Source organism: Lysinibacillus sp. RS11 (genome assembly GCF_042019215.1).
In the GTDB taxonomy this organism is placed as follows: Bacteria; Bacillota; Bacilli; order Bacillales_A; family Planococcaceae; genus Lysinibacillus; species Lysinibacillus xylanilyticus_A.
This window is the reverse complement of sequence record NZ_CP168124.1, coordinates 1,682,015-1,704,781: the sequence shown is the minus strand read 5'-3', so window position 1 is coordinate 1,704,781 and position 22,767 is coordinate 1,682,015. Positions and strand designations below refer to the sequence as shown.

Below are 22,767 nucleotides of genomic sequence, written 5' to 3'. Positions count from 1 at the left end.
ATCATAACATCAAATGACAGGTAAACAAAGGACAACAAACTGAGCTTCCCTATCAAAAAATACGCTCTTCCCCATTAACTTGCTGCCTTTAGCCATTGGAGAATAAAAGAAATAGATATATTATATAGGCACTACCATACAAAACGTGGAACAACCTCTTAGTGAAGGCCATCTATTCTGATTGAAACTACGTTCGAAGAGTAAAGAATTTTTTTAGGTATCAAGTACAAAGAAGGACAATATAAAGAAAGGTATAAGCTCGCTATTAAACCAGCGGCGCTTATACCTTTTTATCTTGTTGAAAGAAGTTAAAGTTTTAAAGATTGCATTTACAGCTACTTAGAGGAATGTACATTTACTTTCCTATTTCATTTTTTAATTGCTCTAAAAACAGTACCATAAATTGATGGCGTTCTTTAGCCATTTGCTTGCCTTTCTCTGTTACCATTAAATCTTTTAATAATAAAAGCTTCTCATAGAAGTGTGTGACAGAGGCAGTATTTTTATTGCGATATGCCTCCTCTGTCATATTCATACGTGCTTCTTCCGTTTCATCGTAAAGCTTTCGACCTTTCGCACCGCCGTAAGCAAATGTGCGTGCAATACCAATCGCTCCTATAGCATCTAAGCGATCTGCATCTCTTACTATTTTTGCTTCAAGAGAAGTTGCCTCTAGCTCATTCCCACCATTAAACGATACTTGTGCAATGCAATCTCGGATATGTTGCTTTTTCTCCTCGTTTAAAGACAGCTCAGCAATTAACTTATTTTCTTGCTCTTTACTATCGGTATACTTTTTATCACTTACATCATGCAAAAGCACAGCAATTTTCACGACCTCTGCATCAGCTTTTGGCTCTGTATGTAAAATCGCTAAAGCATTTTGATAAACACGTTCAATATGTTGAAAATCATGGCTAGCATCAAACTGTTCATAAATCCCACGTACTTTATTCATTAAATTGTTCATATTTTTAAGTCAGTCCTTTCCTTTACGATTATACTGTATAGCTTAAAGGAGTTGGTAACGAAGTAACCTCACTTTTAGAAAAAAATTAAAATTATAAGCATATTTCAATTGACTAATTTTTCTGAATATTGTAAGATAAACATACAGAACAGCTAATTATGTTCTGTAAGCTCACTATTTCATTAGTGTACAAGAACTATGCTTTGACAGATTAAACAACTTCAGCGGGCTTACAATTGAATATTTTGTTGAAAGATGACGTTCGTATAGTGTAAATCAATCATCTAAGAAAACAAATAAAAGTGAACACTTTCCCTTAATAAATTCTTTGTTTTAACCCGCATAGTAAATGTACATGATGAGATGAGTGAACAAACAGTTAGCCAGTTTTCACGACCAAAAATGCTTTGACCAACTGTTGCAAGCGTGTCATTTTTTATCATTAATTGATGTTACCTTCTTCTATTACTTTGAGTATAATGTGAACGTAACTCCTCCCATTAATGGCAAAGAGAACACCAATTTGCTAACATAGTGCGAAAAGCTGAATCATCAGAGTCGTGCTAACAAAACTAGATCATTCTTTTTTAGGCAACATTTTTTCCGAATTTCATTTAAGCCGTAAATGAAGTAATAAGTTATGAAGGAAGTAGGAACGATCGTTATGTTATGTAATACCCACCCGCTGAAGAAACAATAAAAGCTGCCCATTTACTAAATGTAGATGATGGCAGCTTTTATTGTTTCTTCAATTTCCATTTTAAAGACACTTATCCAATCTCACTTTTCTCTGTTTCTTTTTTTCACATGTTCCTAAGTAGACCATGATATATTCGCCTAGAAGTTAATAACTCTCGTGGTAATAAGCTTGTTAATTAAAGCAGATTCTCCTGTTGCTCTTACCACTCTACATTCCATGCATTAGCTCTTCTCAGAAATTATAACTTCGTTAACCCTAACGTTGTTGATTGTCATTATTTTGGATTAACCCTTCCTTAATTTCTTCAATACGCTCCATTGATAAGCCTGTTATTTTACTAATAAAATCAATATCCATATTATTTACCAAAAGTTTGTTAGCAATTTCTTCCCTTTCTTCATTCTTCCCTTCTTTTTTCCTTTCTTCTATAGCCTTTTGCATACCTTTTTGCATACCTTTTTGCTCTGCCATATGCTTCACATCGTCTAGCTTCGCCTCTTCATCAAGGATATACTTTATGCGTGACAGATAGGCAATCATTTCTTCCTGTGATAAATTTAGTTCCATCCAGAAATTCACAGCCTTGTTTACCTTATCGTAGTTGATCGTCATTATTTTGGATTAACCCTTCCTTAATTTCTTCAATACGCTCCATTGATAAGCCTGTTATCTTACTAATAAAATCAATATCCATATTATTCACTAAAAGATTGTTGACAATTTCTTCTTTTGCTTCTTCTTTACCCTTTTGCTCTGCCATATGCTTCACATCATCTAGCTTCGCCTCTTCATCAAGGATATACTTTATGCGTGACAAATAGGCAATCACTTCTTCCTGTGATAAATTTAGTTCCATCCAGAAATTCACAGCCTTGTTTACCTTATCGTAGTTGATCGTCATTATTTTGGATTAGCCCTTTCTTAATTTCTTCAATACGCTCCATTGATAAGCCTGTTATTTTACTTATAAAATCAATATCCATATTATTCCTTAAAAGATCGTTGGCAATTTCTTCTTTTGCTTCATTTTTTCCTTCTTTTTTTCCTTCTTTTTTCCCTTCTTCTCTACCCTTTTGCATACCTTTTTGCATACCTTTTTGCATACCTTTTTGCATACCCTTTTGCATACCCTTTTGCTCTGCCATATGCTTCACATCGTCTAGCTTCGCCTCTTCATCAAGGATATACTTTAAGCGTGATTGATAGGCAATCACATCCTCCTGTGATAAACTTAGCTCTTCCCAGACATTGAATGCCTGTAATAGATGCTCGTCCTTCATCGCTAGTTCCTCCAATTCATGATAAATTTTTTCATAAACCTTTTTCTTTCGTGCATCGACCATTCCTAATAACAATAACCAACGTGCTAAAATATCATCCAGTGGCTTAAGAACTCCCCTATGCCATTGTTCAAGGAATTTATTCATTTCAATAAAGTGCACTTCCAAAGCATCATCCTGTATAACTAAACGCTTTAATGTTTTATCCTCATATAAATAGAAGGTACTGTGATAATATGCACTTTGAGGAAATACGGTGAAATTACATATATTAATGGTAATAGTCGTTAGCAATTTATGATAACCCATACCTTTTTGCAATTGTGATGTATATAGTTGAGCCCAGTAAAATAATGTACGCTTAAACATATCGTGCTGATTAGACAATTGAATTTCAATATTAATCATTTGCTGATCCTGCGTTTTCACCAAAATATCTAATCTTGACTGCTTATCATCCTTATATTCGCCACCAAATTCTTGTTTCATAAAAGCCACTTCTTGGATGGTATTTCGACCAGTTCGATTTAAAATCGCATTCAGAAAAACAACGGTTATATGTTTATTTTTTTCACTACCAAACATTTGTTTAAATGCATAGTCTACTTTCAAATCCATCAATTTCGTTAGCGGAATTCTACGTAAAGCCTTTTCAATCACAACTATCACCCCATTCAATTAAAGTTTGGTCATACATCTTCATATTTTATATTATTTTAACATGCTTCAATTGTAGGACCAACTTCAAGAAATAAAAAACAAGCCTTCTGTAGTTTATTAAAAATAATTCTAATAGCCCTAATACATGACCATCGTTATCCACGTTAATACACAATGCTGCTGTTGAGGTATTATAGGAATGAATTTGTAATCCCCCTGCCGAAGAAACTGTAAAAGCTGCCCATCTGTTCATGTAAATTCAAGAAACTAACTCCAGGTGGATATCCACGACAAGTACTTTCAATAAAACTCCTTGTATTGAAGTTCTTCCTTTTTCTTTATAAGAGCATAAAAATAGACTCTGGCTATTCACCACAGTCCTAAAACGAAAGAGCTTGCAACTAACTTAAAATCGGCAACAGTCCTCTCTCAATCAACTAAAGGGCCAGCATAATAAGAAATGACAGCTCATATCTTCAGTATGGGAGGATGATTATGTGAAAGACCTATTAGAAAACGTATATCAATTATCTATGGCAGTCCTACTCATGTGTTCTGTTATTTCCGTTAGACTTCTAAGAAATTTAAAGCGTGAAAGAAAACTTTCTTCCTTTGAATATACAATGTATTTAATCATTCGAATTGCGATTTTTTTATGGTTAGCTAGTTTTCTACTTATTTCTTATGGTGCATAATTTACTTGACCATCTTATATGGTTGGTATATAAGTTGATTGGAGTGAAGGCTAAGAGCATCACGTCCTGTAATAACGCCTTCGTGACCAAAAAGCTGAACTCTTTATTTACAAAAAAGCTACTACACATATAAAAAATGTCGACAAAGTCTAAAAACGGCTTTGTCGACACTATAAAAGAGGCATCCTCATATAAGGATGCCTCTTTATTATGGGTACATCATTAAAATTAAAGTTTTACGATGTTTGTAGCTTGTGGTCCACGTGGGCCTTCTTCTACCGAGAATTCAACTTTTTGACCTTCTTCAAGTGTTTTGAAGCCGTCACCTTGGATAGCTGAGAAGTGAGCGAATACGTCGTTTCCGCCTTCTACTTCGATGAATCCAAAACCTTTTTCTGAGTTAAACCATTTTACTGTACCTTGTGTCATTTTAATGACCTCCATTAATTGTATTAAATAAATATCATTTTTACAAGAAAAAAAATTCACATATTACAAAAAGCATCTAATAAAACACGATTACTCTTTGTAATATGTGAATTCATTGTTTTCTTTGTAAACGATTTTATTACATTTATTATATAATGCAAAATCGTAAATGTCTAGTGCAAAAGTGAAATTTCTTCAAAATAATGTGTTTCAGTGGGAGAATTCTGCTAAAATAAGCTAAAAGCTGCCCTTTCTCAGATAAAAAGAGCAGCTTTCGTACATTTATTTTCAATATCTTCTATTAATTAATGATAAATTCAAACTCTATTTAGAACAATCCTACCGCATGTCCTTCATGATCAACATCCATACGCAATGCTGCTGGTGCTTTTGGTAAACCTGGCATCGTCATAATGTCACCAGTTAAGCAAACTAAGAAGCCGGCACCTAGTTTTGGAATGACTTCACGGATTGTGATTGTAAATCCTTCTGGACGACCAAGTAAACTTGGTTGGTCAGATAACGAATATTGCGTTTTGGCCATACAAATCGGCATAGAGTCCCAGCCGAATTTTTCGATTTGAGCGATTTGCTTTTTCGCTTGGTCGGTAAATTGAACATCTTTCCCACCATACACTTTTTGCACGATCGTACGTACCTTTTCTTCAATGGATTCTGTTACTTCATATAATGGTAAGAAATTATTTTCTTCCTCAAGTACAGTTAGCACCTGTTCTGCTAGGGCTAGGCCACCTTTTCCGCCTTCTTCCCAGACATTTGTTCGAGCAATACGTACATGTTTCTCTTGACACCAGTTTAATACCGCTTCAAGTTCAGCCTCTGTATCTGTAATAAAGCGATTTAACGCGATAATTGGTTCAACCCCAAATGTACGAACTGTTTCAACGTGCTTCTCTAGGTTTTCAATTCCTTGTAAAAGTGCATCTACATTTTCGCCAACTAGTGCTGTTTTCGCTACACCGCCATGCATTTTTAACGCACGAATTGTTGCGACGATCACAACTGCACTAGGTTTAAAGCCTGCTTTGCGAGCTTTAATGTTCATAAATTTTTCAGCACCTAAATCTGAACCAAAGCCCGCTTCTGTCACAACGATATCCGCTAGCTTACGAGCCGTTTGTGTCGCCATTATGGAGTTACAGCCGTGTGCGATATTGGCAAATGGTCCACCGTGAATAATAGCAGGCGTCCCTTCAAGTGTTTGTACTAAATTTGGTTTAAAGGCATCTTTTAATAATAATGTTAATGCCCCTTCTACTTGAAGATCACGTACGAATACAGGCTCACGATCAAATGTATAACCGAACACAATGTTTGCTATACGTTCACGTAAATCATCCATGCTTGTCGCTAAACAAAAGACTGCCATTATTTCTGATGCAACGGTAATGTCAAAGCCGTCCTCGCGTGGCATCCCTTGCACAGGACCACCGAGACCTACAACTACTTTACGAAGAGCACGATCATTTAAATCCATTACACGCTTCCAAATGATACGACGAGGGTCAATGTTTAAAGCATTTCCTTGGTGGATATGATTATCAATAAAGGCTGATAATGCATTATTCGCCGTCGTAATTGCATGAAGATCTCCAGTGAAATGCAAATTAATATCTTCCATTGGTACAACTTGTGCATATCCACCACCAGTTGCGCCACCTTTTACACCCATTACAGGACCGAGTGACGGCTCACGTAAAGCTACAACAACATTTTTATTACATTGATGAAGTGCATCAGCAAGTCCGACAGTTACAGTTGATTTCCCTTCACCTGCTGGAGTTGGGCTAATGGCTGTTACTAAAACAACCTTCGCATCATCACCACGTGCTGTTATTTTTGAAGGATCAATTTTCGCTTTGTAGCGACCATACTGTTCAAGTGCATCCTCTGAAATACCTGCTGCTTTTGCAATTTCAGTAATAGGCTTCATAACCGCCTGACTAGCAATTTCTAAATCTGTTAACGGTTGATTTTTCGTTGTCATATGGCATACCTACTTTCTATGTTGTTAAATTCCATTATAGACTTTATTGTACAAGAAATCATAATTAGTTATACAAGCATTTCGACAATCAATTGACAACTTTGCTCAATTCATGTATGTTCTAAGTGAAAATGCATTTTTTCACATTTTCTCAATTATATCACGACTTGATTGATGGGTTTTACATTCAAGCGCAATGGAGGCGAATGCTTATGCAGCAAGGAATCGTAAAGTGGTTCAACAATGAAAAAGGTTATGGCTTTATTGAATGTGATGATGGAGAAGATGTATTTGTACATTTTACGGGGATCCAAGAGGAAGGCTTCCGTACACTTGATGAAGGTCAAAAGGTAACATTTGATGTAGTGGAAGGAAATCGTGGACCACAGGCGTCAAATGTTGTGAAATTATAAGCGTAAAGGAGCTGTTCGATTGTTGAACAGCTCCTTTTTTAATGTTGGATGTTTTGTTATCTATTGACTTCTACTTCAACGATTAATCCAATAAAAAGCTCCTGGAAATACTAATGTTTCTTTCATTTTATGAGGATCTTGAAGCGTCACCCCAAATGGTCCCTCACTTAAATGACCAAGTGTCATCGCTGTTGCAGCATCTTTTTCATAAAAATCTAAACGAATATTCGGAAAGCGCAAGGACATATACTGTGAATGTTGCTCAGGCTCTGGTAATTGCAATACCTCCTGCCATAATTTCACGGTAGCTCGCACATCCTTTACATAAAATTGCACCGATTCCATTGTGATCGATTGTTTTGGATGGATTGCTCCACTTGCCTGTAATTGTGCAAAACGGTCCTCATCATCAGCAGCCCACTCGATTAAAAAAGGAAAATCAATTGCCTGCCCTGACTTCCCAAAATGCAATAGCTTCCATTCTACGACGGAGCCATCTGGTCTTGTTCGACTGCAAGCATCAGGACCATACACCTCAAAACCAAGTGCACGCAAACGTTGTCCCTCTTCTTCAATATTTTTTGTACGTAATGCAATTCGTGAAAATCCATAATGCTCCTGCGCCCGCTTAAACGTATAGTGTAGGGAATAAGGCAATTTCGCTGCATTTTCAAATAAATGACGATCATAAATTGCTATTTGCTCAATATAGTTTAATCCAAAGTAGCTTAGCGCATTATATGTCCCCCACATTGTGTGTTGACCGCCGTTAACTGTATGGATATTACGTTTGTTTAAAAAAACCTTTGCATTGTCTGGTGATGGAACTTGATGAACTAGATGGTCAAAATATAAAGTCATGACTACCCCCCTTTTTTCTCCCACTATTATATACTTTACCTGTTAGTTTTGTTGGTTTAAAATAAAATTAAGAATATTCAATTTGTTAAGAAGTTGCTATATTTTATGCTAACTATTTCAAGATGCTCAGTAAGGAAATTACTATTTGCTGAGCATCAAAGAAAAAAGTTTTTCATTTTAGGTAAATCGATGTTATATTCACATAAAATAACAAGAGGTGATTAGAATGACAGACAAAGTAGCTGCTTTTAAACTAGCATTGGGTAATTATCCAACAGGCGTTACGGTTGTCACAGCTTGTAATGACGCTGATGAACCTATTGGCTTAACTGTCAATTCCTTTGCGTCAGTTTCCATAGATCCACTGCTTATTTTATGGTCGCTCGACAAAAAATCACAGCTTCATCCATATTTTACAGCAGCTGAAAAGTTCGCTGTGAATATTTTAGCGAGCAATCAAGAACATTTATGTACACTATTCTCAAGTAAAATCCCAGATCGTTTTGCTCAGGCACAGTGGTCAACTTCCGTTCACGGTCTACCGATTTTACACGATACTGTGGCCACTTTACAATGCACAACCTTTCGACAAATCGATGCAGGAGACCATACGATATTTATTGGCCAGGTCCTAGCAATTGATCATGCACAAAAGGAGCCCCTACTCTATCATCGTAGACATATTGGGGAAATCCCTAAAAGTTTTTATAGCTAAGATACTATCTTCATAAGCAATTAGAATTGACTACATCCGAAAACAGGCTGGTTCATCGTGATCCATCCTGTTTTTTGTAAGAAGATTGAGCCATATTCTGAAACGCTATTAACGTCAATGTCTTAAAAGAAGATTGTTCAATTTTAACGGAAATCCAGCACAGCAGAACCTCTAAATCCAGCACCTTTGGCTAACTTCTAAAAAAAAGCCACAAATAAGCAAAGAAAATAATCCCTGCTTTCTTTGTGACTTTCAAATATCTAGCCAACTATCATCCTATTATTTACTTTTTCTGTGGAAATCTCTGCTTTTCGAGTCTGTTAATCTGAACAATGACACCGTCTTGAATCGTAATGTTCACTTCTCCATATTCTAAATTCTGAATGGCCTTTGCAATTGCCTCTAGCTTTTTGTCATCGATCTTTGCCTGTTGAGTCATCCGATACACCCCTTCTTTTTACATACTTTTTGTACATAAGAGGCCAACGCATCAAATTGATTTATAGCCCCCTTATCTCTCAGATAGCCCTGTTGGATTTGGCACCTACACTATTGGTTGCCGAGGCTTCATAGGGCCAAGTCCCTCCACCTCTCTTGATAAGAGTATTATGTTTCTTGGGAATAATTCTATAATTCAGAAAAACTATTGTCAACATAAACATTACAAATCCTAGTTGAATACTTTGTAATTAAGTAAAAAGGATTACGTAAAGTTCGAATATTTTAGTGAAGACGTTTATTTTCCTTGAAGCTAAACATACACAAGTTATTTTATTCGGTATTAAAAGGCAGTATTACTCCCACCATTCACTTATTACAGAATGAAATGCATTTTCACAAACCTAACGCATACAACTACTTTTTAAATATTCACTAAATAGTAATTTAAACAAAACAAAAAAACTGTGCAGATCACTTTTTCTCTACACAGTTTTCACTTTACGTATTTTGTAAAAAATCTATTAATGCTTTCGCTGTTTGTTGCTTGCCCATTACCTTTGTTGGTTCGCCTTTAGCCGGTACAATCCAATGTGGCTCATCTCCACCATATAATGACTGCGAGCTATTTGCTACCATAAACTGAGCGTTAGCCGATTCCATCCGTAGACGTGCGCGGGATAGTAAAAATTCCTCATCATCTGTTGCCTCGAGCTTAAAGCCCACTAAAGTAACATTCGGTTGCCACTCTTTTATCTGACCTAATACTTTAGGTGCCTTTTTAAAGTGAATGATAGGTGGCTCGTCAGATGGCATTTTACCTGCTTCCTCCATTAAATTTCCGGATTGGTCATATACTTTGTCAATGAGCCAATCTGAACCAGCTGCCGCCATAATAACGATATCCACCTGTTCTTGTTGAACAGCGTGTCGAACTTTCTCGCCTAAATCCTCTATACCTTCAAATCGAATGGTACGCATTTTATCTTTGTTTGTCGGAAGTTGTGCGAAATAACCATGCAAATATAAGACGTTAGCTCCAGCCGCTAGTGCCGCCTCAGCTAAATAACAGCCCATCGAGCCTTTTGATAAATTCGTATGCCCTCGCACACGATCCCATTTTTCAAGCGTTCCCCCACTTGTAATGAGTACGGTCTTACCTCGTAATGTCCCCATACACTCACCTTTTTCTAATCAATTTCGCCTGGCATAATTGCCGCTGACGCTTCGCTTTCTCGCAGAAAACATGTGTAGCTGACGCTCTGCTTCCGCTACAAAAAACATCTGTTGAATGAAGATAAATATACAAATACTATTTTAACGTAATGCTATGTTAAGCTTCAATGTTGTTTTTATAGGGCATATTGCTCTTCTCTATAAGTTAGCTCAAAATTTTTGGATCATCACCATAACATGTAGTTGATTTCCGTTCCGACTGGGTACAACTTTCGGTGATGAGCTAAAATTATTCCATATTTTGTTCTTTCAACCAGGTTTTTAATATTTCCGCAAATTTTTTAGTCACTGGTGATGCCTGGTGTTTCATCGCTATTCCAATTGTACGATAGCCACCTTGTTTTAAAGGTATAGCTTTTATCGTAGTAGGCAAGTTATTCGTAACTAATTTCGGTAAAATACTAATGCCAAGCTGGTGAGATATCATCGAAATTATCCCTACCTCTTCTGATAGTTCAAAACGAATATTTGGCTTTACGTGATATTGCTCTAAAAGTACTTTTACATCATTTGTCCCTTTATAAGAAGTCATGATAAATGGCATGTCTTCTAGTTCCACTATATCAATTTCTGTTTTATCATAAAGTAGACTTTTATCGGAGACAATACACAACAATGGATCCTGCTGGAGTTCGATATATTGAAATTGCCCAGACTTTTGACCATTTAAAAATCCAGCATCAACCTCCCCACTCAGAAGCCATTGTTCAATTTCATAATAGTCTCCCTCTCGCAATTCGACTTGTATGCCAGGAAATTGATTGTCCATAATACGAACAATTTCAGGCATCCAGTTTGAGGAAATACTTGAAATAACGCCAATTCGCACTTTTCCACGAGTAACACCAAGTATGTGTGCAGCTTCCTGTTGTAGTAATTCCTCTGCATCAAGGACATGTCTCATTGCTCTTAACATTGTATCCCCTTCGCTCGTTAACGTGACACCCGCGCGGCTTCTATGAATGAGTGCAAAGCCGAACTCCTTTTCTAAACTCGAAACAGCATGGCTTACAGCGGATTGAGTTAAACCTAAAGCATCTGCTGCTTTTGTAAAGCTTGCTACCTCAGCCACTTTATTCAAAATCTCATATTTCACTAAACTCATTGTCTGTCCCTCTATATACATGAATTTTTTTAATACTAATCATTATAAACATTCGTTTTACTAATCACAATACAAGATATATAGTAATTTTTAGAATGAAAACTGTTTTAGTACACAGATTGTAGGTGAGCACAATGGGGATTCAGGGGAAAGCAAATTTATTGATGGTTATTGTGACAATGTTTTGGGGATTATCTTATACCTTTATGGTAATGGGACTTGAAACAATGGCAGTTTATAATGTGGTGGCATTGCGTTGTATCATCGCATTTTTGGCAGCAGGTATTATCTTTTATAAACGAATAATTAAGGTCGATGCAAAAACATTAAAGTATGCAGCTATTCAAGGGTTTCTGTTATTTATTGTGTTCGCTCTTAGCTTAATCGGACTAGAAACAACTTCTGTATCCAATGCTGGATTTATTTTAAGTTTAACAGTTGTCTTAGTACCTATTTTCAGCAGTTTTATTGAAAAAAAATTACCTTCAAAAGCAGTTAGCTTTGCGATCGTTTGCACAATGATTGGCATTACAATTTTAACTACTCATGGCTCAGTTTCCTTTCAAAAAGGGGATATTGTAGTAGCCATCGCAGCACTGTGTTATTCAATTTACTTATTATTAAATAGTTCATTTACAAAAAACGTTGAATCAATCTCCTATGGCATTTACCAGCTCGGTTTTGCTGGACTTTATGCACTTATCTTAACATTCATTTTTGAAACACCAACACTTCCAAGTACCACGACTGCATGGATTGCCATTATCGGGCTAGGTGTCATTTGTAGTGCATTTTGCTTCGTAGGGCAAACTGTTGCACAACAGTATACTTCTGCTACACATACAGGACTTATTTTTTCTTTAGAGCCGATTTTTGCAGCGATGTTTGCTATGATGTTTATCGGCGAAGGAATAACGATAAAATTATTAATTGGTGGTAGCTTTATTCTAATCGGTAACCTTGTTGCACAATTAGAGCATCTTCATGTTTTACGCTTTATTAAAAAACAAGAACATGAGAAAGCTATACATTAATATTGAATTGAATCCACACAATACAAAAAACAGAGTGATGCTGTACATTCACTCTGTTTTTTGTATTTATAGATATCTTCAAATTTGTTCAGCCTCATTCATACATACGCTCCTCGTAATATTCAGGAGTTTCTACATTATCAAAAGTAGATTCTGGTACAGTTCGACGAGGACTAAGCGAATCATGATGATAATGATTATCTTTCGAAATAGTTGATGTCATCATAGACTCAGTTAAGTCCCACACTCAGTTAATAATACAATAGCACCTAGTTCTACGAGTTGAGCATAGTATGCTGTTTGTCCCTCAGTAAGATCAAATCTCTTTAATCCTTCTGTTACAGCTGATTCACCAGTAAACCATGATTTAAATTGATCCACCCAATTCCCTACCTCATGTGTTTTAACGTCAGTATCCCATTTTACATCCTCTAATTTGCATGGATCCTTGGCAATAATGTGAATGTCCTCTATTTGAAATGCTTTTAATCGCATACTTTCTAAAATATGAAGCATTTCTTCCCTTGAATGGGCCACTTCAATTTGTGAGTTTTGTTCATTCATCATGTTCAATTCCTCCTAATTTATATGGCTTACTAGGTATTTACCCTATTTTTCAAGAAAAAAACATTTTGCTACCTATTCACGTCTTGTTACAATGGTTTGGCGTTTTTATTAAATGAAAAAAGAGGCAATGACTTACTCAAAAGTGATTGCCTCTTTTACTATTTACTTTTTGGTTATTAGCCACCTAGGAATGCTTTTAACATCCAAGTATGCTTTTCAAGGGACTGAAACATAGCATTAAGTAAATCCTCTGTACGGTCGTCTCCTTCTTCAGCCGCAAGCTCCATTGTTGAGTTTAAAGCTTTCATTAGCTTTTGGAAATCTGAAATAGTTGTAACTACCATTTCCTCGGTTGTCTCATTTCCTGTCGCTTCCTCAACATATGATAGTTCAAGATGCTCTTTTAAAGTCGCTACAGGCCTGCCATCTTTCGAAAGAATGCGCTCTGCAATTTCATCTAGATTTAATGTTGTTTCATTATATAATTCTTCAAATTTTGCATGTAGTGTAAAGAAGGCGTTACCTGTTACATACCAATGATAATTGTGCAATTTTGTATAAAGTACCGAGCATGTAGCGACAAGTTTATTCAATTGTTTGTTTAAGTTTTGCGTCATTATTTCTCCTCCAATTATGTCACTCTTAGTATGTGTAACAATGCATGTTGGCTATACGCACATTTTTTTCATTAACAGGATTTAAGCTCCTTACGAATTTCTTGTACTTTTGCTAGTGGAAGCTTTGCAACTTCAGCAATCCACTCATCTTCAGCACCCTTTCCAATCAAACCAATAATTATTTGTTTAATGCCTTGTTCGATACCTTGCTTAAAGCCTTCCTGTCTCTCTAATTCTAAAACACCAGCAAGTGTTGGTGGTAAATCCTCTTTATATAGATTCAACATTTCTTCCTCCCCACTAATCTCATCTTTAATATCTTTTACAAGCTGCTCTGACATAGATTTTGGTAGTTTCAATAAGTAATCAATAAAGTAAAGAAGCGCTCTTATTTCTGTTCGTTCAATATTATTTAATAACCACACTTCTCTTAGGAGAGCTCTTTTATATGCAGTACGCAAGCTCATTTTATTTTTAGTACGATTCAAATAAATAGAAGCTAGTAACGCTTTACTAAACAGCTTAGGTGATTTTTTCAATGCTTCTTCATCAAAATCTGACACAGCAAACTGAATCAATTATGCCTCGGCATAATTGCGTCCGGAATCGGCTTTGTGCACAAAGAACTCCTTTCCGATTCCGTGACATCCGCCGGAGGCTTTAACTTCTTTCAGCAAATGTTTGAACATTCGCTGAAAGAAGTTAAAGTGTACTTTATTTCCGTACCGTACTATTTATCATGGTACTGGTTCGTGCTTTTAGTACTCTTATTGGTAAAAATTGCAATAGCAACAACCTTCTTACCATACCGATCATTTATACGATAGAAGTACTCAAACATGCGCTTCGCAAAATGTACTTCATCTATAGCTTGTACTTCCGTATGAACGAGGATCCATTGCTCTTTTCCATCTTTGAGATGGACCTTCGCTATTTGATCGGCTATTTTGCGTCCTTGACGATACTCAATAATTTCTTTGAAAAGCTCCTGCTGTAAAAATTCCACTCGCTTATTCTGCATGTAACTCTGGCAAAAAGAACAACAAAAAATCTTCAAACAAATCCGCAATTATTTTTTTCCATAGATTATCTTGATTCAACTGGTTAACCTTATACACGTCTGGTTTCTCCAAAACTAATGGCATTATCATTTCATTCCCCCTCGTATCTTAAAACCATTATAGCTAACACGAACATAAGTTTCTACAATCTTATTGTTTTTTATTTAAGAATATTAAAACTATTCTCTATAATTATTTCACTTTCCGAAATAGTTTCGTTATAATGGAGACAGTTACATAAAAAGGGGTGTTAATTGATGGATTTACCATTACGAAAAGATGTACCAGTAGAAGAAACTTGGGATTTAAAGGGTTTACTTGAAAATGATGCGGATTTTGAGCCTGCTTTAGCTCAGCTTGTAGAGGATGCACTAAACTTTGAACGCAAGTATCAAGGTACGATTACAGATGCCCAACAGGTGATTGCTGTATTAACAGCTTTTGAAGCATTACAAGCAAGCATTGTTCCTATTGGCGCTTATGCAAACTTAAATATTCAAGCAGATCGTACGGATGATGTAGCCCAAATGCGTTCTGCAAAATTCAGTACAGCCGTCGGAAAAATTAGTAGTGCACTATCATTTGTACGCAGTGAATTACTAGCATTAGATGAAGTGATTTTACAAGAAGCTGCGAAGTCTAGCCCTATTTACAAGATTTACTTAGAAGAATTGTTAAAGCAAAAGCCTCATCAGCTACATCCAGAAGTGGAAAAAGCATTAGCTTCATTCAGTTCAACTTTTAAGGCACCATATGAAACGTATAATACGGCAAAGCTAGTTGATATGCATTTTGGACAGTTTGAGGCAAATGGTGAAACGCATCCACTAAGCTTTGTATTATTCGAAAATAACTGGGAGTTTGAGGCTAATACAAATGTACGCCGCGCTGCATTTGAAGCATTTTCTAGTAAATTACGCGATTATCAGCACACAACTGCCAAAATCTATAACACACATATCCAACAAGAAAAAACAATGGCTGATTTACGAGGCTTTGACTCTGTCATTGACTATTTACTGTTTGATCAGGATGTTGATCGATCGCTATATAATCGTCAAATAGATCTTATTACAAAAGAGCTTGCGCCTCATATGCGCCGTTACGCAAAGCTTATTCAACAAGCGAATGGCATCGAGAAAATGACATTTGCTGACTTAAAGATAGCACTTGATCCAGATTACGATCCTAAAATAACAATGGCTGAAGCAAAGGGTTATGTAGAAAAATCGTTAGCAGTTATGGGTGAAGAATACAAGAACTTAATTGAGAAGGCTTTTAACGAGCGTTGGATTGATTATGCACCAAACAAAGGAAAATCTACGGGTGCGTTCTGTTCGAGTCCATATGGCAGTCATCCATATATTTTAATGTCATGGAATGAACGTATGAATGAGGTATTCACTCTGATCCACGAGTTAGGACACGCAGGTCATTTTGCAAATGCGCATGCACATCAATCTTATTTTAACAGTCGTCCTTCGTTATACTTTATTGAGGCACCATCCACAATGAATGAAATGCTACTAGCTAATTATTTATTAACTCATAACGATGACCTTCGTTTCAAACGCTGGGTTATTTCTAATATTGTGTCCAAAACGTATTACCATAACTTCGTGACACACTTACTAGAAGCAGCCTATCAACGAAAAGTATATGAATTAATTGACGCTGGTGAAGCTGTTAATGCTACCGTTTTAAATCAATTAAAACGTTCTGTCCTTGAAGATTTCTGGGGCGATACTGTCGATATTTCTGAAGGTGCAGAGCTTACTTGGATGCGTCAACCACACTATTATATGGGCTTATACCCTTACACATATAGTGCAGGCTTAACGATTTCTACACAAGTATCTCAGCGTATACTAAAGGAAGGCAGTACAGCGGTAGATGAATGGTTAGCTGTCCTCCAAGCTGGTGGCACGAAATCACCTGTAGAGCTAGCTCAAATGGCAGGTGTTGATATTACAACAGAGCAGCCGCTTCGAGATACGATTTCTTATATCGGTCACCTCGTTGATGAGCTTGAACGATTAACAATGGGAATTGAAGCTATTAAAGGATAATCAACCCTACTCTACTTAACAAGAACCATCCAACGCTTTCAAGGCGTAGATGGTTTCTTTTTTTAGTTCTAAGTTAGAAAATATGTACATATACTAGAATCAGGGCGTCCCTCTACCTTTTTTAGATATTTCTAAATAGACTATCATTTTTCTTCGTACAAATGTACCGTTATTATTAAGTGTAAGCAATTTATTTAGCAAAATTCGACTAACAATTTTCAAAGGAAGTGTTTCTAATTATGGTAAAACGTAATGATCCATGCCCATGCGGTAGCGGCAAAAAATATAAAAAATGTTGTGAAGGTAAACAGCAGGTTACAGTAGAAACTGTAGCAATCGAAGAATTAGAGCGTGTACTACAAACATTTTACTTAGAATACCCTGAACGCAAAGATGTTCGTGCCTATATCGAACATGTAGGCACATGGCAGCCTAAATTAGAGAGCGTACTACAAAGAGAGCTAATTGAGGCAATCGCGTTAGACGACTTCTTCTTCCATCAAGAGCCATCTATTTGGAAAGGTTACTTAAAGAAAACGAAGAAAAAAGCGGTAAGACCTTCTACGTTAAAAGTACTAGAAGGCTGGTCACAACCGAATTTATTTATTGGTTCGGTGTCAGTTGTAGAAGAAAAATATTTCAAGGCTATTCATGTGTTAACAAATGAAGAAATTTATATTCGTCGAGAAAATGACAAGCCAATTCCTGAAGGCATGCATGTTTTTGCATTCATTTTACCAGATGGTACAAAAAAATCAGAGTACTATTTAGCTGTTTCAACGCTGATTTTCTTCCCAGAAGATCATGCAAAAGTATTTGAGCAATTCAAGAAAAATTTTGAGGCTTCTGACAAGAAGGTTGGAGCGTTCTTAAAAGAAGAACATTTATCCTTCTGGGAGTTACTTGTTACAAATGGTTATAAAGGCGAGGAATTCACTAACTTTGAGAGCAATGTACTTACACAAGTTAAAGATTTCCTTGAGCAAAATGATCGTGAAACAGCTCCTATGTTAGAGCTTTTAGAGGACTATTTAATTGAAGGACAACCAGCTGCGCGTAAAGAGGCTGCCATTGCTGCTGGTGCGATTCGATATGGTCAGGAAAAAGAGTTGTTCGAGTCGCTATCAATGACAGTAAAAGAAATCGCAGCAACGTTTGATATTTCAGCTTCCTCTCTGACAAAATATTACCAAGACTTAAGTAACTATGTTGCAACTAAATAATGCATAAAAATAAAAAGACGCCGTACACCTTTTTACTTAAAGTGTACGGCTCTTTGTGTATAAACAGAAAAAAGCTACTTTTGTAATAAGTAAGGACCTATCACAAAGTAGCTTTTTCTATGGTAACCAACCAATTCCATTATTTCCGAACATATTGTTATTTATGCATTGTATTTAGTAAATATGATTATTTTTTATGCAAAAATAAAACTTTTATCACTATTATTTTAACGTACTCGATTTAGTACTTATGATTACTTTGTTAAAGCCTTTAAAATCCGCAGACATTTACCTACTATAAACCTTTAGAAGCTCTTCTCCTAGAAACTGTAGTCTCTCCCCTACTGAGCAAGCTTCAATACAGAAACGATGAGCTCCAGGCTTACCACGCTCTTTTCGTAATTGCTTTATCACTAGGCAATCAGCGCAATACGTATCATGCAGTTCATCAATATCTTTCATAACCGTCACTTTATCCATTTTGAACTCTTGCTCCTTTCACGTCCAAATTTCACTTCTTACTATTATGAAGTGAACGTTTTGATCAAGCAACTATTTTTTTTGTTGATCTTCATCTCATTAAGATATTGTGTAAAAACACTATTGATGTACAATTAAAGTAAAATCTAAATTAAAAAGTAGGGATTTTATGTTAGAAGTAAACATAGATGCCGCCAGTGCAGGAAATCCAGGCCCTAGTGGTATTGGAATATTTATTAAAGGAGAAGGCCAACATATACAAATCAGTGAGTATATAGGGCAAACCAATAACCATATTGCTGAGTTTACTGCCTTAGTACGTGGTCTTGAAGAAGCACAAAAAATCGGTTCAAACATTGTCTCAGTACGTTCTGATTCAAAAATTGTTGTAGCCTCTATGGAAAAAGAATATGTCAAAAATGAGGAATTTAAACCTTATCTTGAGCAGGCACTTACACTTGCACGTAGCTTCGATTTATTTTTCATCAAATGGGTTCCAGATACGCAAAATAAAGCTGCAGATGCACTTGCACGTAACGCAATTCAAAAAGGAAAAAAATAAACCACCTTATGAGGACTGTCCCTTGCCTACATCAAGTGTCAGTCCCTTCAATCCGTTCAGATACTTACTATCCCCCAATATGTTATTTTTAACTCTATTTTTTTATATGAACGAGTAATTTCAAAAAAATGTATTCAACCAATGAATGCTATAATGTGTAGTAATTTTCTAATTATTATCCGTATAAATTGTATCCTTAATGTTATTTTATTGACATATAACTGTAATATTACAATGTTAATATCATTTATATACCAATTGATAATCTTTAAAGTTTTTAGGAGGATACATATAATGAAAAAAAATAAAAAGTACCGATGGGGTTTGAAATTAGCTACATTGGCATTAAGTACATCTGTACTTTTTTCAACGATTGAAACAGCATCAGCGGCAACTTACACAGTAAAATCTGGTGATTCTTTATGGAAGATTGCTAATCAACAGGGTGTTTCTTATCAAACATTGATGAAATGGAATAACTTATCTTCTCCAACAATTCACGTTGGACAAAAGTTAAACCTCAATACCCCGGTGTCTACACCTAAACCAACAACTAACCTAGTACAAATTGCTAAACAATATGTAGGTGTTAAATACACATTCGGTGGAAATACACCGGGCACAGGTTTTGATTGTTCAGGCTATGTCACTTACGTTTTTAATAAAGCCGGTATTCCGACAGCTCGTAAAACAGCAGCAGGTTTTTACAATACATCTAAAAAAGTTAGCACACCTAAAGTGGGTGATTTAGTGTTTTTTGCCAATACATATAAAGCAGGTATCTCACATGTAGGCATTTATATTGGAAATAATCAAATGATTAATGCGAGTAATAGTGGTGTTAATATCGCCAGCATCAATAGCTCTTATTGGAAGAAGCACTTTGTTGGGTATGGTCGTATATAGTGAAAGAAAAAACAGTTGGCGTTTTGATCAATCTGATCTGACCCAACTGTTTTTTTATGCTTAAACGTGTACTACTTTTTTTGTTTTTATTTTGGCTAATCGTGCTAAATAAATGAAGAAAACAACGATCAGTAAACCTGCACCCGTTAGATAAACAGCAGAATAGCCCGCTTTCACTGCCACTATCCCTAACAAATAAGAACCGAGAGCAATCCCAAGATCAAACATCGTAAAGTACGTTGCAGTTGCATAACCACTGCGCGTGTGTACAGTAGATTGTACAGCTAGTGCTTGTAAGCTTGTCGTCACTGCTCCATAGCCAAATCCAATAAAAATGGCGGCAAATAAAAATAATGCCGGGCCTGAGACAAATGCGAGCATAACAAGCCCAATGGCAAAGGAAATAATACCAGGAATAATAACAAATTGCGGTCCTCTTGTATCATAAAGTTTGCCTGTATATGGACGTGTAATAAGCATAGCTGCTGCAAAAACTGCATAAAATAGACTCGCTACAGCCATTAGATCTTTTTGCTGTGCGTACACTGATAAAAACGATAATACACTCGCATATGAAAAAGCTACTAAACTAGCGATAGCAGCTACTGGAAGTGCTTTACGTTCCAATAAATCATCAAATTTAAAGGTCAATTTCCCTTGATATGCTGGCTTGGGCAAATCATCGGTATTCACCGTTACAGCTAGTATACCTCCTGCTAATATACAAATACTCATAACAATAAAAAGTACATTGAAGCTACTATATTGAATAAGCAGTAAGCCTATAAATGGCCCAATAACTACTGCTAAGTTAGTAGACATTGTAAAATAACCAAGGCCGGCACCTTTACGGTTTGCTGGCACAATATCTGCAGCTAAAGAGCCAGCTGCTGTTGTAATAATACTAAAGAAGATCCCCTGAATAAAACGTAAGCCTAGTAAAAATCCAAAAGGATGAATGAATAAATATAAAACCGTACATAAAAAATAGCCGGCAATCGAAATAACTAGAAGTTTTTTCTTCCCAAAGACATCTAATAGTTTACCTGAAAACGGACGAACGATAATGGCTGATAATAAAAATACCGACAGTAACAATCCAGCTTCCTTATCTGTTTGGTGCAGCTCACCTATCGCATATAGTGGTAAAGTCGTTACCAACCCATAGAAAACAAAAAATACCGAAATATTTGTTAAAAAGAGACTCATAAACCGTTTCGTCCAAATTTTTGTATTTTCTTCTTGTTGCATGTAATCAACCTTTCATTTTTTCCAGTAAAATCATAAATTGCTGCTGTTCCTCGACAGTCAATGTCCCTACCATTTCTTCTTCAAAAGCGAAAATGGTTTCAGTAATAGTTGGCAATTGTTCCTCTGCATATAGAGATAAGGCAACAATTTTTTCCCTCTTATCTTCACCATCCATTCTTAGTACCCATCCTAAAGACTCGAGTCGAGTAATTGCTCTTGTTATACTTGGTGCCTCCACATTTAAATACTTCCAGATTTGCGTTAACGTCATTGGACCGTGCTTATGTAAGCAGTATAAAATAGCCCATTGTGAGCTATACAAATTATGCTGTTTCAGTACTTCATTTAAAGAATTCGTTAAATAACGACTTTTTTGGAATAAAGCATGAAATATAGGATTCATTTTATCTCTCCTCAAATTTATTTACCTAGTTAAATAATTACTATACGCTTCATTTTTTTCAATGTAAAGTACGTTGTTTGAAGTTTTGATGAAGCATTTAGTGGCGATTATTCAAAGTCGTCAGGCTATCAGCAATCTTCATGCGGTTATCAGCTATTTTCTTGGCTTTATCAGCGATTTCTTCACTTTTATCAGCGATCCTCCTGGCTTTATCAGCGATTTCTTCACTTTTATCAGCGATCCTCCTGGCTTTATCAGCGATTTCTTCACTTTTATCAGCGATTCTCCTGGCTTTATCAGCGATTTCTTCACTTTTATCAGCGATCCTCCTGGCTTTATCAGCGATTTCTTCACTTTTATCAGCGATTCTCCTGGCTTTATCAGCGATTTCTTCACTTTTATCAGCGATCCTCCTGAGTCTATCAGCGATTTCTCTACTTCTATCAGCTTTTCAAAAATATCAGAAGGAAATTTTTTGAAAGTGTCGAATTAAGCTACTAGATTACAATAAAAGGGAGATGGAATCATGGGGAAAAAGGTTTTAATACTTGCAGGAGATGCCGTTGAGGCTTTAGAAATTTTTTATCCTTATTACCGTTGTCTAGAGGCGGGCTATGATGTGACGATTGCAGCACCATCAGCAAAGAAATTACAAACGGTACTACACGATTTTGTTGATGGAGTCGATACATATATCGAACGAACAGCATATGGCTTAGAAGCACACTCTTCATTTGCAGATGTAGATCCAGCACAATTTGACGGACTCATGATTCCTGGTGGGCGAGCGCCGGAATACATTCGTTTAAATGAGCATGTTCCAACACTAGTGAGCCATTTCTTTGAAACAAATAAACCAATTGCTGCTGTATGTCACGCAGCTCAAATTTTCGCGACCATTCCTGAGGTACTTAATGGACGTGAGCTAACGGCCTATATTGCCTGCAAGCCAGAAGTTCAAGTAGCAGGAGCAACGTATATTGATGCTAATCTTCATACAGATGACAATTTAATTAGTGGTCATGCATGGCCAGACTTACCTGGATTAATGCGCGAATTTATTCAGAAGTTAGAGAGCTAACAG

Annotated in this window: 28 protein-coding genes and 1 riboswitch; of the genes, 10 read left to right on the top strand and 18 right to left on the bottom strand. The window is 36.3% G+C overall.

Annotated features, from left to right (window positions below; all coding sequences use genetic code 11):
* Window positions 1-355: 355 nt before the first annotated feature.
* The 4 genes from AB9L17_RS08445 to AB9L17_RS08430 all read right to left on the bottom strand — a co-directional run bounded on the left by AB9L17_RS08445 (window position 356) and on the right by AB9L17_RS08430 (window position 3,610).
* Window positions 356-970: an HD domain-containing protein gene (locus AB9L17_RS08445; RefSeq protein WP_375200382.1), complete on the bottom strand. Its 615-nt coding sequence runs from the start codon at window positions 968-970 to the stop codon at window positions 356-358.
* A gap of 955 nt (window positions 971-1,925) precedes the next feature.
* Entirely contained in the window at window positions 1,926-2,282 is a 357-nt protein-coding gene (locus tag AB9L17_RS08440) for a hypothetical protein (protein WP_375200381.1), read from the bottom strand.
* Complete coding sequence (locus AB9L17_RS08435) at window positions 2,263-2,571, bottom strand: hypothetical protein (protein WP_375200380.1); 309 nt, start codon at window positions 2,569-2,571, stop codon at window positions 2,263-2,265. The genes AB9L17_RS08440 and AB9L17_RS08435 overlap by 20 nt, the downstream gene beginning before the upstream one ends.
* Window positions 2,552-3,610: an Rpn family recombination-promoting nuclease/putative transposase gene (locus tag AB9L17_RS08430; RefSeq protein WP_375200379.1), complete on the bottom strand. Its 1,059-nt coding sequence runs from the start codon at window positions 3,608-3,610 to the stop codon at window positions 2,552-2,554. Before AB9L17_RS08430 ends, AB9L17_RS08435 begins: the two co-directional genes overlap by 20 nt.
* Before the next feature lie 497 nt (window positions 3,611-4,107).
* On the opposite strand from AB9L17_RS08430, the gene AB9L17_RS08425 reads away from it, so the two are divergent.
* Window positions 4,108-4,305: a hypothetical protein gene (locus tag AB9L17_RS08425; RefSeq protein ID WP_375200835.1), complete on the top strand. Its 198-nt coding sequence runs from the start codon at window positions 4,108-4,110 to the stop codon at window positions 4,303-4,305.
* Window positions 4,306-4,533: 228 nt separating this feature from the next.
* On the opposite strand, the gene AB9L17_RS08420 is transcribed toward AB9L17_RS08425, so the two are convergent.
* Complete coding sequence (locus AB9L17_RS08420; RefSeq protein ID WP_068982670.1) at window positions 4,534-4,734, bottom strand: cold-shock protein; 201 nt, start codon at window positions 4,732-4,734, stop codon at window positions 4,534-4,536.
* A 328-nt stretch (window positions 4,735-5,062) separates the two neighbouring features.
* Entirely contained in the window at window positions 5,063-6,742 is a 1,680-nt protein-coding gene (locus AB9L17_RS08415; RefSeq protein WP_068982671.1) for a formate--tetrahydrofolate ligase, read from the bottom strand.
* Between the two features lie 212 nt (window positions 6,743-6,954).
* Between AB9L17_RS08415 and AB9L17_RS08410 the strand changes: the two genes are divergently transcribed.
* Window positions 6,955-7,155 (top strand): cold-shock protein, encoded by a 201-nt coding sequence (locus AB9L17_RS08410; RefSeq protein WP_068982672.1) that lies wholly within the window; start codon window positions 6,955-6,957, stop codon window positions 7,153-7,155.
* A gap of 75 nt (window positions 7,156-7,230) precedes the next feature.
* Here AB9L17_RS08410 and AB9L17_RS08405 read toward each other — a convergent pair whose 3' ends face one another.
* Complete coding sequence (locus AB9L17_RS08405; RefSeq protein WP_068982673.1) at window positions 7,231-8,016, bottom strand: VOC family protein; 786 nt, start codon at window positions 8,014-8,016, stop codon at window positions 7,231-7,233.
* A gap of 226 nt (window positions 8,017-8,242) precedes the next feature.
* On the opposite strand from AB9L17_RS08405, the gene AB9L17_RS08400 reads away from it, so the two are divergent.
* Window positions 8,243-8,731, top strand: coding sequence for a flavin reductase family protein (locus tag AB9L17_RS08400; RefSeq protein ID WP_068982674.1), 489 nt, complete (start codon window positions 8,243-8,245; stop codon window positions 8,729-8,731).
* Between the two features lie 283 nt (window positions 8,732-9,014).
* On the opposite strand, the gene AB9L17_RS08395 is transcribed toward AB9L17_RS08400, so the two are convergent.
* The 3 genes from AB9L17_RS08395 to AB9L17_RS08385 form a co-directional block, all read right to left on the bottom strand.
* The gene (locus AB9L17_RS08395; RefSeq protein ID WP_083226859.1) at window positions 9,015-9,170 is read right to left on the bottom strand and encodes a YezD family protein; all 156 of its coding nucleotides are present in this window, start codon (window positions 9,168-9,170) and stop codon (window positions 9,015-9,017) included.
* A gap of 69 nt (window positions 9,171-9,239) precedes the next feature.
* A riboswitch (SAM riboswitch) is annotated at window positions 9,240-9,335 on the bottom strand.
* A gap of 335 nt (window positions 9,336-9,670) precedes the next feature.
* Window positions 9,671-10,345, bottom strand: coding sequence for a phosphopantothenoylcysteine decarboxylase (locus tag AB9L17_RS08390; RefSeq protein ID WP_375200378.1), 675 nt, complete (start codon window positions 10,343-10,345; stop codon window positions 9,671-9,673).
* Window positions 10,346-10,634: 289 nt separating this feature from the next.
* The gene (locus AB9L17_RS08385) at window positions 10,635-11,510 is read right to left on the bottom strand and encodes a LysR family transcriptional regulator (RefSeq protein WP_068982677.1); all 876 of its coding nucleotides are present in this window, start codon (window positions 11,508-11,510) and stop codon (window positions 10,635-10,637) included.
* 134 nt (window positions 11,511-11,644) lie between these two features.
* On the opposite strand from AB9L17_RS08385, the gene AB9L17_RS08380 reads away from it, so the two are divergent.
* A complete protein-coding gene (locus AB9L17_RS08380; RefSeq protein ID WP_068982678.1) occupies window positions 11,645-12,544 on the top strand; it encodes a DMT family transporter in 900 nt (299 codons plus the stop codon).
* 234 nt (window positions 12,545-12,778) lie between these two features.
* On the opposite strand, the gene AB9L17_RS08375 is transcribed toward AB9L17_RS08380, so the two are convergent.
* The 5 genes from AB9L17_RS08375 to AB9L17_RS08355 all read right to left on the bottom strand — a co-directional run bounded on the left by AB9L17_RS08375 (window position 12,779) and on the right by AB9L17_RS08355 (window position 14,879).
* Window positions 12,779-13,111, bottom strand: a complete 333-nt coding sequence (locus AB9L17_RS08375; RefSeq protein WP_083226860.1) for a general stress protein — start codon at window positions 13,109-13,111, stop codon at window positions 12,779-12,781.
* A gap of 176 nt (window positions 13,112-13,287) precedes the next feature.
* Window positions 13,288-13,728 (bottom strand): Dps family protein, encoded by a 441-nt coding sequence (locus AB9L17_RS08370; RefSeq protein WP_068982679.1) that lies wholly within the window; start codon window positions 13,726-13,728, stop codon window positions 13,288-13,290.
* 71 nt (window positions 13,729-13,799) lie between these two features.
* Window positions 13,800-14,306, bottom strand: a complete 507-nt coding sequence (locus AB9L17_RS08365; protein WP_375200377.1) for a hypothetical protein — start codon at window positions 14,304-14,306, stop codon at window positions 13,800-13,802.
* 152 nt (window positions 14,307-14,458) lie between these two features.
* On the bottom strand, window positions 14,459-14,749 hold the full coding sequence (locus AB9L17_RS08360; protein WP_068982681.1) for a hypothetical protein: 291 nt from the start codon (window positions 14,747-14,749) through the stop codon (window positions 14,459-14,461).
* On the bottom strand, window positions 14,739-14,879 hold the full coding sequence (locus AB9L17_RS08355; protein ID WP_175401648.1) for a hypothetical protein: 141 nt from the start codon (window positions 14,877-14,879) through the stop codon (window positions 14,739-14,741). Before AB9L17_RS08355 ends, AB9L17_RS08360 begins: the two co-directional genes overlap by 11 nt.
* A 167-nt stretch (window positions 14,880-15,046) precedes the next feature.
* Between AB9L17_RS08355 and pepF the strand changes: the two genes are divergently transcribed.
* Window positions 15,047-16,858, top strand: a complete 1,812-nt coding sequence (gene pepF, locus AB9L17_RS08350) for an oligoendopeptidase F (protein WP_068982682.1) — start codon at window positions 15,047-15,049, stop codon at window positions 16,856-16,858.
* A 239-nt stretch (window positions 16,859-17,097) separates the two neighbouring features.
* Window positions 17,098-18,081, top strand: a complete 984-nt coding sequence (locus AB9L17_RS08345; protein ID WP_068982683.1) for an SEC-C domain-containing protein — start codon at window positions 17,098-17,100, stop codon at window positions 18,079-18,081.
* 288 nt (window positions 18,082-18,369) lie between these two features.
* Here AB9L17_RS08345 and AB9L17_RS08340 read toward each other — a convergent pair whose 3' ends face one another.
* The gene (locus AB9L17_RS08340) at window positions 18,370-18,561 is read right to left on the bottom strand and encodes a zinc-finger domain-containing protein (protein WP_068982684.1); all 192 of its coding nucleotides are present in this window, start codon (window positions 18,559-18,561) and stop codon (window positions 18,370-18,372) included.
* Between the two features lie 169 nt (window positions 18,562-18,730).
* Here AB9L17_RS08340 and AB9L17_RS08335 point away from each other — a divergent pair, with 169 nt between their 5' ends.
* Window positions 18,731-19,123, top strand: coding sequence for a ribonuclease HI family protein (locus tag AB9L17_RS08335; protein WP_068982685.1), 393 nt, complete (start codon window positions 18,731-18,733; stop codon window positions 19,121-19,123).
* 294 nt (window positions 19,124-19,417) lie between these two features.
* Complete coding sequence (locus AB9L17_RS08330; RefSeq protein ID WP_223555032.1) at window positions 19,418-20,029, top strand: C40 family peptidase; 612 nt, start codon at window positions 19,418-19,420, stop codon at window positions 20,027-20,029.
* A gap of 60 nt (window positions 20,030-20,089) precedes the next feature.
* Here AB9L17_RS08330 and AB9L17_RS08325 read toward each other — a convergent pair whose 3' ends face one another.
* Window positions 20,090-21,280, bottom strand: a complete 1,191-nt coding sequence (locus AB9L17_RS08325) for an MFS transporter (protein ID WP_068982687.1) — start codon at window positions 21,278-21,280, stop codon at window positions 20,090-20,092.
* Window positions 21,281-21,284: 4 nt separating this feature from the next.
* Entirely contained in the window at window positions 21,285-21,683 is a 399-nt protein-coding gene (locus AB9L17_RS08320) for a MarR family winged helix-turn-helix transcriptional regulator (RefSeq protein WP_068982688.1), read from the bottom strand.
* A gap of 100 nt (window positions 21,684-21,783) precedes the next feature.
* On the opposite strand from AB9L17_RS08320, the gene AB9L17_RS08315 reads away from it, so the two are divergent.
* Both AB9L17_RS08315 and AB9L17_RS08310 read left to right on the top strand, forming a co-directional pair.
* Window positions 21,784-22,176 carry a hypothetical protein gene (locus tag AB9L17_RS08315; protein WP_375200376.1) on the top strand — a complete coding sequence of 131 codons (393 nt, stop codon included), beginning with the start codon at window positions 21,784-21,786 and terminating at the stop codon, window positions 22,174-22,176.
* 33 nt (window positions 22,177-22,209) lie between these two features.
* Entirely contained in the window at window positions 22,210-22,764 is a 555-nt protein-coding gene (locus tag AB9L17_RS08310; RefSeq protein ID WP_375200375.1) for a DJ-1/PfpI family protein, read from the top strand.
* Window positions 22,765-22,767 lie beyond the last annotated feature (3 nt).